We start from the raw sequence: 14,193 nt of genomic DNA, 5'->3' as shown, positions 1-14,193 counted from the left end.
TTTTCTCTGTCAACAGGTTTTTTTAACTTTTTTTATAACCTGTTCCCATCAACCGCGATACACACATAGTCCGTACGGGATTCGAACCCGTGTTACCGCCGTGAAAAGGCGGTGTCTTAACCCCTTGACCAACGGACCTTGAGCTTGTCAACTCTTTCTATTATACCTACTTTTTGACGCTTGTCAACTGGTTTTATAAAAAATTAGTTGACTAGAGTCAATAGCTACAAATAGAATGTCGGCAATCACAATTCAGCAATTTGATTCAAGTTTACTTCTGCTACTGTATCATTACCAAACATTGAAATAATCATCTTCACTTTGTTATTATCAATTTCAGTAATTTTTCCTGTGTAATCAGCAAAGGCACCATCGATAATACGGACAGTTTGACCTACTTCAACATTGATATTGAATTCTTGTACAGTTTGTCCCATTGATACCAAGATATCTCTGATTTCTTGTTCCAATAGTGGAGTTGGTTTAGATCTGTTACCGTGTGACCCAACAAATCCAGTAACGTTTGGTGTGTTACGCACTACAAACCAAGCTTCATCTGTCATAACCATCTCTACAAGAACATAACCTGGGAAACGATTTTCTTCAACTTCTTTTTTCTTCCCATTTTTTTCAACTTGTACAGTTTGAGTTGGGATTTCAACACGCAAGATGTTATCCAACATATTGTATGTCTGTGCACGTTGCAAGAGATTTTCTTTTACTTTATTTTCATAACCAGAATATGTTTGTAGGACAAACCATCCTTTGTCAAAACTATCCATCTTTTTTCCTTTCTTAACAGTAAACTTCTTTCAGTGAATTTGTTCTATTTTAAAAAATATTAATGAATCGAATTAATCCGCTAACGATTAATTGGTCAAAAATATAAATAATAACTACAAAGAAGGCAGTGTATTCCATGATAGATTTAAAATCTACCCAACTTTGTTTTCGAGTTGGCCAAGTTGTATCTTTAAGAAGAGTAAAGATATCCTTAATAAAACCCATTTTTATCTCCTATCTCGTTTCTCTATGTGTTGTGTATTTACCACAATGTTTACAAAATTTATTTACTTCTAAGCGAGTCGGTTTTGGATTCCCACTAATTTTAATTGAGTAGTTTCTCGAACCACAAACCGCACAGGCTAGACTTGCTTTTTTCAGTGCCATAGCGCCTCCATCTTAACTATTATAACAAGAATCCCTGTCTTTGACAAGTTAAATTATATTATCAGTTTTTCCTATTTTCAAAATAAAAAAGCCTAGGATTAATCCTAGACTCTATTTTACATTATTTTCCAAGATAGTATTCTTTCACAACGTTCAATTTTTCGTCAAATTCGAATACCAATGGTGGGAAGTTAGGAATTTCCACATCCATGATTTCGTCGTCTGACAATTGTTTGATGTGTTTTACAAGAGCGCGGATTGAGTTACCGTGTGCACCTACGAATACGTTTTTACCATCTTTAAGTGCTGGAGCGATTTTGTCTTCCCAGAATGGAAGAGCGCGTTCCAAAGTCACTTTCAAGTTTTCAGCATCTGGAATTACTGAGTCATCAAGTGAAGCGTAACGACGGTCAGTATGAGCTGAGTACTCATCATCACGAGGCATTGCTGGAGGCAATACATCGTATGAACGGCGCCAGATGTGAACTTGCTCATCACCAAATTGTTCAGCAGCTTCAGCTTTGTTTTTACCAGTCAAACCACCGTAGTGACGTTCGTTCAAGCGCCATGATTTTTCAACTGGAACCCAAAGTTGGTCAGATGCTTCAAGTGCAAGGTTAGTTGTTTTGATAGCACGTTTCAATACTGAAGTGTAAGCTTGGTCAAATTCAATACCAGCTTCTTTGATCAATTTACCAGCATCGATAGCTTGTTGAGTACCTTTTTCAGAAAGATCTACGTCAGCCCATCCTGTGAAAAGGTTAGCTTTGTTCCATTCAGACTCACCGTGGCGAGCAAAAACCAATTTTACCATTAGTTGGATTCTCCTTTTATTTTTCGAGGTCGCCCTCGTTTATCTATTCTATTTTACACAATTTTTCACAAAAAAGCTAGTTAAAATCAACGAAAAAGAGAAGAGCTCTTGGACTCTTCCCTAAAAAATAATTTATTCTTCAATTCTAAATTGTTTCAAGCTTGCTAGGTACAAAGCTCCACCAATGACAAGGACGATTCCACCAATCCACCCAAGGAAAGGAATCAAGGCAACTACAGATCCAACGATAAATAGAATCGATGGTGCTAGTGAAATACGATTGTCATCCTTATAGTAGATAAGTGAGAGGATTCCAAGAATGAGGGTTGCAATTTTCACTAAAGAGAAAACAATGAAAATAATGCCCAAAATTAGCCCTGCAGCATCTTCGTCTTCAGAAATGGCTGCAAGAAATACCATAAAAATCGGTAAGAAAGCTAAAATTGCCCCTGCAATAATACCAATAAAGCCATCTACTTGTGCTAGTGTTTTTGTCTTCATAAATATCTCCTTTTATTTTAATAAGGTATATTATACCATATTTTTAATAAAGTTTTTATTTTTAAAAAAAATACAGGAATTTCTCCTGTATTTTTGTTAGATTATTTAGCTTCAAATCCTTCTGCTACTGCATCCGCAAAGTTTTCTTCAACGATGCTTGCACAGTGGTCACAGATGGTTGCATGATAACTACGTTCTGCAGTTGTTGGGTCGATACGACGACAACGGTCACAAACTTCACCAGCTGCACGGTCAACTGTGAAGGCCACATCTTCAAAGGCCACTGCACCTTCTGGAGCTGGTCCTTCTGCGATGGTTAATTCAGAAACAATCAAGAGTTGTGCTACATTGCTATCAACAGCTCCAAGAAGAGTTTTCACCACTTCATTTGGATAAACAGTCAAGTGAGCTTCAAGAGATTTACCGATGATTTTTTCGTTACGCGCTTCTTCCAAGGCTTTTTGAGCTTGGCCACGGAAGTCCATGAAGGCTGACCAGGTATCCAAGATTTCCTCTTGATTCGCAAATGTTTGTGCTTCTGGCAATTCTGACAATTGAACAAATTCTTCCGCTTCAAACTCGAGGTAAGACCAGATTTCTTCCGCAGTGTGAGGAAGGATCGGTGTTAAGAGTTTGGTAATTTTTACAAGGATGTCATAGAAGACAGTTTGCATTTGACGGCGTTCAAGTGACTTAGCTCCTTCAATGTAAACAACATCTTTGGCAAAGTCAAGGTAGAAGGCAGATAGGTCAACGTTGATAAAGTTCACCAATGCCTTGTAGATTGTCAAGAATTCGAAGTTTACATAAGCATCACGAATCGTCTTGACAAGTTGGTTAAAGCGGATGGTCATGTACTTATCAACAGAACGAAGTTCTTCATAAGCGACAGCATCCTCAGCTGGATTAAAGTCAGATGTGTTAGCAATCAAGAAACGAAGAGTGTTACGGATCTTACGGTACGTTTCAGAAACTTGGCTCAAGATATCCATAGAGATACGCACATCGTTGCTTGAGTCAACACTGGTTACCCAGAGACGCAAGATTTCTGCACCAAATTGTTTTTCAACGTCGCTTGGAGCAATGGTGTTTCCAAGAGATTTAGACATCTTCTCACCTTTACCATCAAGGGCAAAACCTTGTGACAAGATTTGCTTGTAAGGTGCTACGCCATGGTTGGCAACAGATGTGATAAGAGATGAGTTGAACCAACCACGGTATTGGTCTGAACCTTCAAGATAAAGATCTGCTGGATATTTGAGTTCTGGACGGTTAACCACGACACCATTCCATGATGAACCTGAATCGAACCAAACGTCCATGATATCTGTTTCTTTCTTGAACAAACCATTTGGTGAACCCGGATGGGTAAACCCTTCAGGCAAGAGGTCTTTAGCATCACGTTCCCACCAGATGATTGAACCATGTTCTTCAAAGAGTTGAGCTACATGCTCGATGGTTTCAGCTGTCATGATTGGTGTTCCGTCTTCTGCATAGAAGATTGGAAGAGGAACACCCCAAGCACGTTGGCGAGAGATAACCCAGTCACCACGGTCACGAATCATATTGTAAAGGCGGACTTTACCCCACTCTGAGTGGAACTTCACTTTTTCAATTTCGTCCAAGATTTCTTGGCGGAATTTAGATACAGAAGCAAACCATTGAGGTACCGCACGCCAGATAATTGGTTTTTTCGTACGCCAGTCAAATGGATAGGAGTGAGAGATTTCTTCTTGAGCAAGAAGAAGATTTCCAAGTTTTTCAATAACTGTTGGCACAACCTTGTCATAAAATTGACCTTCAAACTCAGCGCCAGCATTAGCCATCATGATACCGCGTTCGTTGACAGTTACAGCAACTTCAAGACCATTGGCAACACCGACATTGTAGTCGTCCTCACCAAAACCAGGGGCTGTATGGACGATACCTGTACCAGAATCAGTTGTAACGTGATCACCAAGGATAACGAGTTCATCTACAGCTGTATCCCATGGGTGTTCTGTCACGATATGGTTTAATTCTGAACCACGGTAAGTTGCCAAGACTTGAACATCCGCCCAACCGAATTTCTCAGACAAGCTATTCAACAATTCAGCAGCAACTACAAATTTACGAGTTTCGCCAGCTGGTTGCACCAAGACGTAATCAATATCCGCACCAACAGTCAAACCACGAGAAGCTGTGATGGTGAATGGAGTTGTTGTCCAAACAACAATGTAAGTATCTGTATCAAGGACACCTTTGCCATCTTTAACCTTATTAGCATAGTAAAGAGAAGTTGAAACTAAGTCATGGTATTCAATTTCCGCTTCAGCAAGCGCTGACTCAGAAGACCAAGACCAGTAAACTGGCTTAGCTCCGCGGTAGATGTAGCCTTTGTTAGCCATCTCACCGAAGACGCGGATTTGCGCTGCTTCATAGTCTGGCGTCAAGGTTACATAAGGATTTTCCCAGTCACCTGAAACACCCAAACGTTTGAAGTCTTCGCGTTGTTTATCTACTTGAGAAAGAGCGTATTCACGGCAAAGTTTCAAGTACTCAACCAAGTCCATTTCTTTGCGTTTAACACCTTGTTTAGCCAAGACTTGCTCGATTGGCAGACCGTGTGTATCCCAACCTGGGATATATGGTGCGTAAAATCCTGACATAGACTTAGAACGAACAATGATATCTTTCGAAATCTTGTTCATGGCATGTCCTACGTGGATATTTCCGTTAGCGTATGGAGGGCCATCATGAAGCGTGAAATGTGGTTTTCCTTCATTTAGCTCTTGACGACGTTGATAGAGTTTTGCTTCTTCCCACTCTTTTTGCCAAACTGGCTCTTTAGTTGGAAGTCCGGCACGCATTGGAAATTCTGTTTTCCCAAGATTGAGGGTTTCTTTAAGTTTCATGTTTACTCCTTTAATGTAAATTGACAATATAAAAACCACGACTCGCAAAAAGGACGAAAATCGTGGTACCACCTTTGTTCGGAAAAAGACCTAGTCTCTTTCCCTCTTTTCCCGTAACGTGGGCAACGTCAAATCTTACTATTTTCAGATTTGATTCTAAGAGAGGATAAATATACCAACAGGGATTGTAGGACTTCCACCATCTCCTACTCGCTAGAAATGTGTTTGATAAATTCTTGTTCTCTAATGAGATTCTTATAAAATTAGAACTGACTCTTGTTGAGTGTTAGGATCGTCTTGAGGTCCTTCCTCATGCGATGGTTCAACAGGAGTTTCAGCAACTGGCTGAACTTCAACTGCAGTTTCAGTTGACTCTTCAGCATTTTGTTGCGTTTCCAACAATTCCTTGTTAGCTGCTTCAATACGTGCTTGAAGTTCTGCAACTTCTTCTGGAGAGAATTGACGAGTCATGTCAATCGGCTCTTCTTCATGGTATGACGATACATCTTCACCTAGAACCTCTCGGACAACTTCCTTGAAAGCTTCGTCACTCGTTTGAAGATAAGTTGCAGTCGGACGCAAAATTTCTTCCCAATCTGATGAATCAACAATAGCCAACTGACTTTCGATTGTTGATTTCAAACGTTGGTGGAAGACGCGACTCTTGTTCTTCAACTCTTCAGTTTCCACAGCAACTTTTTTAGCATTATCTGTAGCTTGTCGCAAAATTTCATTGGCTTTATACTTAGCTTCATCAAGTAAACGTTGAGCATCTTGCTCAGCCTGCTTAATGATGTTATTAGAACGGTCATTCGCAGCTTGTTTTACACGTTCAGCTGTGTCTTGGGCAATCAAAACTGACTGACTCAACGAATCTTTGATTTCGTCAAAATAAGATAGACGCTCTTCTAAATTTTTGATATGTTGATCCTTTTCATGATTGCTACGAACTAAATCTTCATAGTCCCGAACAACAATATCTAAAAATTCATCAACTTCTTCACGGTTAAAACCTCTAAACTGAACACCAAAGGTTTTATCCTTAATTTCTAACGATGTAATTGGCATATTTTCCCTCACTTATTTAATAAAAAATAGAATCATTAATTGCTTCTGGTTCTTGCTCGTTTGTTACTGTTCTTTTAGGAATATCAGTCGTATAATAGGAAAGACGTTCTTCTAGTTTTTTGATATAGAGTTCAGTTTCCTCTTTGTATCGGATTAATTCCTCTAATTCAAAATAAATCTTATCTAGAAATAGGTCAACCTCTTCCTGATCGTAGCCTCTGAATTTTCTTGAGAATTCCTTGTCAGTAATATCTTGTGGTGTAATTGACATATTTTCTCACTTGCTTAAAAGTAGTTGGACTGTTAGTTTTATCTTATCTTTCTTGGTTTGACCATTTTCTTTGAGCAAGATTATTCGGCCAAAGCGTCTCACACTGATTAAATCACCAAATTTTAACTGATAGTCAGACTTTTCAACTATATGATAATTGACCTGAACCAGCTTCTTTTCAACCAGAGCTACAGTTTGTGAGCGTGATAATTTCAATATACTAGATAAAAAGGCATCTAGTCGCAGGCTTGAAACCAAGACTTCTTTTTCTTGATACTCGTCTTTAGATTCTATCCTATCTGAAAAAGGACGTTCTACTAAACTTACAGGCAACTTGGAAATCTTTTGAATCCCATCCTGGAAAAGAGTAGTAAATCTTCGATCGACAATAATTTGGGCTTTATCTTCTGTTACCAAAATGTCTCCGAATAACTTTCGGTCAATACCTAGCCGATTGAGAACTGTTCCCAGAATTTTTGAATGGGTTAATTGTTGAAACTTGCTGGGATACTCAATCTCAAGCAAGGTCATTTCAAAATCTTCCAAGGTTGGCGTAAAATAATCCGGCGCTAGAATGACCCGAGCATACTCTGAAGGTACAAAACGAGTACTAGAAAAGGTTTTTACCCCTCTATTGTTTCCCAATGTCTCCAAGATAAATACTTGGTGAGGATTGATAAAAGGAGATAAAATCGGTGCGTAATGTTCTTCTACCTGTCCTAACCACTCCAAACCCTTGTCGATAAAGGGGATATCTTCTGTTGCGAAATGTTGGTAAAGTTCTTTACTCATAAAACTACCAACAAATTGATGAGATAGCGACTTATCATGCGCAAGAGAATTAGGGCTATCCAAACAGAGAAATCCAAACCTGCGATTTGAAGAGGTAGACGTTTTAGAGGTTCAAGAATTGGTTTACACAAAGTCTCTAAAAACTTCCCCAACTGGGTGTTATAGGCATTTGGAAACCATGATAATAGAGCAAAAGCTACAAGTATCAGCGAATAGATATCTGTAGCATTTTGGATAAAACGAATTATTAGAAACATTAACGTACTCTATTTCTCTTCATGTCAAAGTCGTATCCTTCGCTTTGAGCTTCTTCAGGTAAACGAATATCTTCAATGTTTACCACAACACCAACAGGTGTCAAAAGATACATTGTGTTCGCTACTTTTCTTAACTCACCAGCAAGAACATGACGTGCTCCATCCAAGTAATCCAAACAACGACGAGCTTGAACTTCTGTCATATATTGGAAGTCAATCAAGATACTTTCATTTCCAGCCAACAAATCAACAATATCTGTTGCATCTTCATAACGGCGTGGGTAACGAACATCGATGGTTACTTTTTCAGTAGAGTGATGGCTTTCAATTGCTAGTTGTTGCTGACGGGCATGAAGTTTTGTAATATTCTTCTCTTTTGTCTCAACTGGTGAAGGTTCTTGAGCAGCAGAAGCTTGCTGAGGTAATTCTCTCTTTGGAGGAACTGAAGCTAGTGGACGTTCAGAACGTGCAGCGACAACTTCTGAAGCAACTTCATCTCCATCTTCTGTAAAGTAATCTATAAATTTATCAAATTTATCTTTTAATGACATGATTATTTCCTATTTAAAAAATGCAGTACCAATTCGAACGAAAGTCGAGCCACACTGAATCGCTTCTTTATAGTCACGGCTCATTCCCATACTTAGTTCTGTCATTGGCATATTGGGGAGTTGTTGTTCACGAATGTATTGTTGCAACTCTTGCGTTTCTTTAAAGATTTTTTGCAACTCTTCTGTTTGGGCTTCAAAGGGAGCCATGGTCATGAGACCAACATACTCGATTTTATCCAAGCTAGACAAGTCTGGCAAGACTGTCAATAGTTCTTCTTTTGAAAAACCATGCTTGCTTTCCTCTCCAGAAATATTGACCTGCAAAAAACATTTAACCGTACGATTGGCACGTTTTTGAATTTCTTGAGCTAATTTCAAAGAATCTAAAGCGTGAAAATAATCAACATAAGGAATGATATCCTTGACTTTTCTTCTTTGTAAGCTACCAATCAAGTGCCAAGTAACATCTTTATCACTTAAAGCATGATACTTCTCAAGAAAATTGTCAACACGGTTTTCACCAATGTGTTTGACTCCTTGGTCAATCAAATTTGCTGCAGTTGCAATATCAACATATTTTGTTACGGCAATTACAGAAACCGAACCGTCTTCACGGCCGGTTTCTTGAATTGCTTTTGTAACCTGTTGAAATACCTGATTTGTATTTTCTTTTAAATCCATCTCTATTAACGGTTTTTAAAGAATGGTGGTGTTTCCAACTCATCTTCGTCAGAAGATGGTGCTTCGAAACGTTCAACTGGAGATACGACTGATTCACCTTGACGAACAATTGAATCACGTCTCAAGTCCCAATCACCAAAAGCCGATGCTTTAGGAGCTTCAGTTTGACGTTGTGAAGGAGTTGGAAGTTCAGCTGTTTCAGCCAAATCAAAATGACGGTCATAAGTGTGAGTGTGAGCAGTTCTTACTGGTTCACGGAATGACGCTTGTCTTGGTTGTGGCGCTACAACTTTATCGACTGCATCTTGACGAACTCCAGTAGCAACAACAGTTACACGGATTTCATCTTTCATTGATTCATCAATAGAAGTACCGAGCCAGATATTTACGCCATGTCCAGCAGCTTGATTGACGATTTCAGAAGCTTCTTCTGCTTCAATCAAAGTCATATCCAAACCACCAGTTACGTTCACGATAACATCTTCTGCTCCATCGATAGTTGTTTCAAGAAGTGGTGAGTAGATAGCTTTACGAGCCGCTTCAATAACGCGTTCTTCTCCGCTACCGATACCGATACCCATAAGGGCATTTCCTTTGTTTGCCATTACTGTCTTCACGTCTGCAAAGTCCAAGTTGATCAAACCAGGATTTGTAATCAAATCTGTAATTCCTTGAACACCTTGGCGAAGAACGTTATCTGCTTCAGACAAAGCTTCAAGAAGAGGAGTTTTCTTGTCAACAATTTCTAATAAGTTGTTGTTTGAAATAATCAAGAGAGTATCAACGTGTTCGCGAAGTTCATTGATCCCTTCAACTGCGAATTGACCACGTTTGCTTCCTTCGAAACCGAATGGACGTGTCACAACACCAACAGTCAAAGCACCTAAACCTTTAGCGATACGAGCGATAACTGGTGCAGCACCTGTACCAGAACCACCACCCATACCAGCAGTGATGAAGACCATATCTGCACCACTGATAGCTTCAGTAATTACTTCTTCGCTTTCTTCAGCAGCCTTACGACCAACTTCAGGCTGTCCTCCAGCACCAAGTCCACGAGTTAATTTTGGACCAAGTTGGATAACTGTTTCAGCTTTTGTACTGCTCAAGGCTTGTACATCTGTGTTGGCTGCGATGAACTCAACACCTGAAACACCTTCGTCAACCATGCGGTTGATGGCGTTTCCTCCGCCACCACCGACACCAATTACTTTAATTACTGCACCTTGTGCTGCTGCTGTATCAAATGAAAATGTCATATTTTATCCCTCTATCCTATTCATCAAACATGCTTCCGATTAAGCTACGGAATCGCTCAGTCAATTTTGGTTTTTCTTCTGATTGATTTGAAGTTGCTGAGTCAGCAGTATAAGTCGGTTCTGCTGATTCAGTTGGAGTTGTACCAAACACTGAACGTTGAGAAGCTGCAGGTTTTTCCTGACTTGAAGTCCTGAAATCAATCGGTTGTTGACGCAAAACTTGATCTCCTCTGATAGCTCTTTGAGCTAAAACATTAATTTCTGTAAGGCTTCCAGCAAATTCAGACAAACTAATCACATGAGCAAATGCAGGATTGCGGATACCCACTTGGTTTGGAACGTAAAGTTTTACACGAACTCCAAGTACTTCTTGGGCAAGCTCAACGATACCCGGCAGAATAGCATTCCCACCAATCAGAGCAATACCACCTGGCAAATCCAACAAATGTCTTCTTTCCAAATCTTGTTTGATTTGTTCAAAGATGTGTTTTAATCTAGCTGAAATAATTTGAGCCAAGTATTCTTCTGTAACTTCAACAGGTTCTACTTCACCGATAACTTCAACTTGGAAAGTTTCTTTGCTTGCAAGTTGCGGATAAGCTTCACCGTAGTTCAGTTTCAAACCTTCTGCGATCTTCTTAGAAGTTTTAAGAACTTTTGAAATGTCTTTAGTGACGTAATCGCCACCTTCTTGGTAAACATTTGTGTATTGAAGCTCTTGATTACGGATAGTAGCAACGCTTGTTTGGCCACCACCCATATCGATAACAGTCGCTCCAAACTCACGTTCGCCTTCGTTAAGAACAGAGTTTACAATTGCAAGCGGTGAAATAATCACGTTATCGACTTGAACTCCAACACGTTCTACAGTTTTACGAAGGTTGTGAAGAATGGTTCTTGGACCTGTATAGAGAAGTCCACGCATTTCCAAACGAACACCCATCATACCGCGAGGGTCACGAATCCCTTGGAAGCCGTCTACTACAAATTCTTCTGGCACAAAAGTAATCACTTCACGATCAGGTGTCATGCTCTTTGTCAAAGCAGATTTGACAACATTCTCAACATCTTGATCTGTAATTTCTTTTGTATCTGATGTTACAGGAATCATTCCCTGAGTTGGTTCCACTTGCAACAAGTTTGCTGGAAGTCCAACGTTTACTGATTTGATTGAAATTCCTGCTTTTTCTTCTGCTTGAGAAATAGCAGATTTGATAGCCGTTGCTGCGGCCTCGATGTCAACAATAATTCCATCCTTGACACCTTTACTTTTGGCGTTGCTAACACCGATTACATTTACTTCACCATCTACAAGCTCAGCAACTAATACTTTAATTGAGCTTGTTCCAATATCTAAGCCTGTAAAGAAACCATTTCTAGTCATTACATTGCGTCCTCTCTATCTTCCAAGTTTCACACTTTGATTTTTTAACAGCTACAAGAAGGCATAGCTATTCACAGAATATTATATCACAAAAATCCGATTCGTGCCTAATTTTTTGTGACTTTATCGAAGGTTTTTCATTAAATTTATTTTAATATTCCATTACAAGTGCTAGTTTTTATTTTTTTCATTGAAAAACAATGTAAAACATTCAGAAAGGTTGAAAAACGGGTGAAATTTATTGTATTTTTTCAAGTATTTTCATACCACGCAAGATTCAATTTTCCATTGGTATGAAATATTTAATTGTCTCTAAGAATCATTTTTATAATTTTCAAACAATTTTTTTATAAAAAAGAGAGCTAACTCAGCTCTCTTAATATATTCAGTTGTTCCAGCGTGTCACGCCGACCTATTTTCACTTGAGTTTAATATATTTTTGAGGCAACAAAACAATGTTCAGAATTGGAATTTTTTTCATTATATAAGTTGCAAATATAGATAAATACCATCCTAATAAAATCCCGGCAATAACGTGAATAAAAACTGAATTAATTCCCATTTTCAGCATTAGAATGCGGAGCATACTGCAAATTGGTGCATGAATGATGTATATCCCTAAACTATCTTTACCGTATTTGGAGAAATAGTTGAATACTTTCGGGCAATTTTTCTCGATCTTTGGAAATAAAATAAACGAAAATAATATACAGACTACAAAAGCAATGCCCCACAATCCAGGATTACTATAGCTAACGTAATCTTTTTTAGAATCGACTTCATAGAACAAGAACCATGCCGACATGTAAATCAAATCAAACGGGATAAAGAAAAGAAGAAACTTTTTCGCATCCATTCTATCTAAATGAATTTCACTCAAGACACTTCCTAGCAGGAAGCAAACACCCCAAACTAACGTTCTTTGAATAATGTAAATATCACTCTGAACAAATAAAGTACTACAATAGGCGAGAGCACTTATTAAAAGTAACATTCTGCGTTTTTTGACAACAATGGACAATAAGCCATATATCATCAATATAGACCAAAGCACATATATATACCACGAAACCCCTAGAGGTTGTTTGTAGATATTTATTAAATCAAATATAGTCGTGGGAATCCGAACAGTTGTTCCTGCAATTTTTTGCAGACAAAAGTGAATTATTGAATAAAAGATATAGGGTATTCCTAGAACAATCGTCTTCTTTTTAGCATAATCAAAAAATTCCTTGATAGTTGAGAGTGGTTTGAAAAAATATCCTGACAACGCGAAAAATACAGGTATATGAAATATATAGAGTTGAGCTATAATCACTAATAATACATTATTCCAAGATGGAAATTTTTCAGATTGATACAGACCTAATAGTACATGGCCCATCAAAACCAAAAATATAGCTAATCCTTTCCCAAAATCAATCCAATTAATTCTGCTTCTTGTCATCTTTAAATTCTTTCTCCACAACCTCAAGTGCACGCTCAATTACCACATGCATATCGTAGTATTTATAGTCAGCTAGGCGCCCACAGAAGATAACCTTGTCATTTTTTGTTGCTTCTTTTTGGTACTTAGCAAACATGGCGTTGTTCTTTTCATCGTTGATTGGGTAATATGGTTCATCTCCACGTTTCCAATCAGCTGGGTATTCACGAGTGATAACTGTCTTTGGTTGGGTGCCATACTCGAAGTGCTTGTGTTCGATGATACGAGTGTAAGGAATCTCACGTTCTGTGTAATTAACCACGGCATTCCCTTGATAGTTTTCTTCATTCAGAACTTCGTGCTCGAATCGAAGGCTACGATATTCCAACTCACCATGTTTATAGTCAAAGTACTGGTCAATCATCCCCGTGAAGACAACTTTTTCAGCTGAAGCTTCCAGTTCTTCCCGATTGGCAAAGAAGTCAACACCAAGTTCTACTTCTACGTCGCCTAGCATGTTTTCAATGATGATGTTGTATCCACCGATTGGAATTCCTTGGTAACGGTCATTAAAGTAGTTGTTATCAAAGGTCAAACGAACTGGAAGACGTTTGATGATAAATGGAGGAAGGTCTGTAGCAGAGCGCCCCCATTGTTTTTCTGTATAGCCCTTAATCAACTTTTCGTAGATATCTGGACCAATCAACTTGATAGCTTGTTCTTCCAGGTTTTTCGGTTCAACATCCTTCATATCAGCTGTTTGCTCGGCAATCTTGTCTTTGACTTCTTGAGGTGTCTTAGTTCCCCACATAGCGTAAAAGGTATTCATATTGAAGGGAAGATTGTAGAGACTGCCCTTGTAGTTAGCCACCGGTGAGTTGATATAGTTATTGAATTCAGCGAACTGGTTGACATAGTCCCAAACCTTTTTGTTTGAGGTATGGAAAATGTGGGCACCATACTTGTGGACATTGATGCCTTCAACATTTTCACAGAAGATATTTCCACCGATGTGATCACGCTTGTCAATCACTTTTACTTTTTTACCACGTTTTGTAGCTTCGTGTGCGAAGATTGCTCCAGACAAACCTGCACCAACGATAAGATAATCGTACATTTTATTCT

At 38.7% G+C, this 14,193-nt stretch carries 16 protein-coding genes and 1 tRNA gene; all 17 read right to left on the bottom strand.

Annotated features, from left to right (window positions below; translation table 11 throughout):
- Nucleotides 1-66 precede the first annotated feature (66 nt).
- The 17 genes from NMM19_RS07820 to glf all read right to left on the bottom strand — a co-directional run bounded on the left by NMM19_RS07820 (nt 67) and on the right by glf (nt 14,185).
- Nucleotides 67-138 (bottom strand) — tRNA-Glu (locus NMM19_RS07820).
- Between the two features lie 107 nt (nt 139-245).
- Entirely contained in the window at nt 246-782 is a 537-nt protein-coding gene (gene nusG / locus NMM19_RS07815; RefSeq protein WP_006149705.1) for a transcription termination/antitermination protein NusG, read from the bottom strand.
- 49 nt (nt 783-831) lie between these two features.
- Nucleotides 832-1,008: a preprotein translocase subunit SecE gene (gene secE / locus NMM19_RS07810; protein ID WP_004254104.1), complete on the bottom strand. Its 177-nt coding sequence runs from the start codon at nt 1,006-1,008 to the stop codon at nt 832-834.
- A 9-nt stretch (nt 1,009-1,017) separates the two neighbouring features.
- The gene (gene rpmG / locus NMM19_RS07805; protein WP_001809375.1) at nt 1,018-1,170 is read right to left on the bottom strand and encodes a 50S ribosomal protein L33; all 153 of its coding nucleotides are present in this window, start codon (nt 1,168-1,170) and stop codon (nt 1,018-1,020) included.
- A gap of 121 nt (nt 1,171-1,291) precedes the next feature.
- Nucleotides 1,292-1,984 (bottom strand): phosphoglycerate mutase, encoded by a 693-nt coding sequence (locus NMM19_RS07800; RefSeq protein ID WP_016466134.1) that lies wholly within the window; start codon nt 1,982-1,984, stop codon nt 1,292-1,294.
- Nucleotides 1,985-2,116: 132 nt separating this feature from the next.
- The gene (locus tag NMM19_RS07795; protein WP_225750046.1) at nt 2,117-2,485 is read right to left on the bottom strand and encodes a hypothetical protein; all 369 of its coding nucleotides are present in this window, start codon (nt 2,483-2,485) and stop codon (nt 2,117-2,119) included.
- 101 nt (nt 2,486-2,586) lie between these two features.
- Entirely contained in the window at nt 2,587-5,379 is a 2,793-nt protein-coding gene (gene ileS / locus NMM19_RS07790) for an isoleucine--tRNA ligase (RefSeq protein ID WP_254730836.1), read from the bottom strand.
- A 255-nt stretch (nt 5,380-5,634) separates the two neighbouring features.
- Complete coding sequence (locus NMM19_RS07785; RefSeq protein WP_254730833.1) at nt 5,635-6,447, bottom strand: DivIVA domain-containing protein; 813 nt, start codon at nt 6,445-6,447, stop codon at nt 5,635-5,637.
- Nucleotides 6,448-6,463: 16 nt separating this feature from the next.
- Nucleotides 6,464-6,718: a DivIVA domain-containing protein gene (locus NMM19_RS07780; RefSeq protein ID WP_178894633.1), complete on the bottom strand. Its 255-nt coding sequence runs from the start codon at nt 6,716-6,718 to the stop codon at nt 6,464-6,466.
- A gap of 6 nt (nt 6,719-6,724) precedes the next feature.
- A complete protein-coding gene (locus NMM19_RS07775; protein ID WP_247921960.1) occupies nt 6,725-7,510 on the bottom strand; it encodes an RNA-binding protein in 786 nt (261 codons plus the stop codon).
- On the bottom strand, nt 7,507-7,767 hold the full coding sequence (locus NMM19_RS07770; RefSeq protein WP_006153053.1) for a YggT family protein: 261 nt from the start codon (nt 7,765-7,767) through the stop codon (nt 7,507-7,509). The genes NMM19_RS07775 and NMM19_RS07770 overlap by 4 nt, the downstream gene beginning before the upstream one ends.
- The gene (locus tag NMM19_RS07765; protein ID WP_254730830.1) at nt 7,767-8,318 is read right to left on the bottom strand and encodes a cell division protein SepF; all 552 of its coding nucleotides are present in this window, start codon (nt 8,316-8,318) and stop codon (nt 7,767-7,769) included. Before NMM19_RS07765 ends, NMM19_RS07770 begins: the two co-directional genes overlap by 1 nt.
- Nucleotides 8,319-8,327: 9 nt before the next feature.
- The gene (locus tag NMM19_RS07760) at nt 8,328-8,999 is read right to left on the bottom strand and encodes a YggS family pyridoxal phosphate-dependent enzyme (protein ID WP_254730827.1); all 672 of its coding nucleotides are present in this window, start codon (nt 8,997-8,999) and stop codon (nt 8,328-8,330) included.
- Between the two features lie 5 nt (nt 9,000-9,004).
- The gene (gene ftsZ / locus NMM19_RS07755; RefSeq protein WP_254730824.1) at nt 9,005-10,258 is read right to left on the bottom strand and encodes a cell division protein FtsZ; all 1,254 of its coding nucleotides are present in this window, start codon (nt 10,256-10,258) and stop codon (nt 9,005-9,007) included.
- A gap of 16 nt (nt 10,259-10,274) precedes the next feature.
- Entirely contained in the window at nt 10,275-11,642 is a 1,368-nt protein-coding gene (gene ftsA / locus NMM19_RS07750; RefSeq protein ID WP_247921964.1) for a cell division protein FtsA, read from the bottom strand.
- 418 nt (nt 11,643-12,060) lie between these two features.
- Nucleotides 12,061-13,089: an acyltransferase family protein gene (locus NMM19_RS07745; protein WP_254730821.1), complete on the bottom strand. Its 1,029-nt coding sequence runs from the start codon at nt 13,087-13,089 to the stop codon at nt 12,061-12,063.
- The gene (gene glf / locus NMM19_RS07740) at nt 13,070-14,185 is read right to left on the bottom strand and encodes a UDP-galactopyranose mutase (RefSeq protein WP_254730818.1); all 1,116 of its coding nucleotides are present in this window, start codon (nt 14,183-14,185) and stop codon (nt 13,070-13,072) included. Before glf ends, NMM19_RS07745 begins: the two co-directional genes overlap by 20 nt.
- Nucleotides 14,186-14,193 lie beyond the last annotated feature (8 nt).

The organism is Streptococcus sp. CF8_St5-17, from assembly GCF_024295665.1.
GTDB lineage: Bacteria > Bacillota > Bacilli > Lactobacillales > Streptococcaceae > Streptococcus.
The sequence above is the reverse complement of the archived record's forward strand: the minus strand, read 5'-3'. Positions and strand labels throughout refer to the sequence as shown.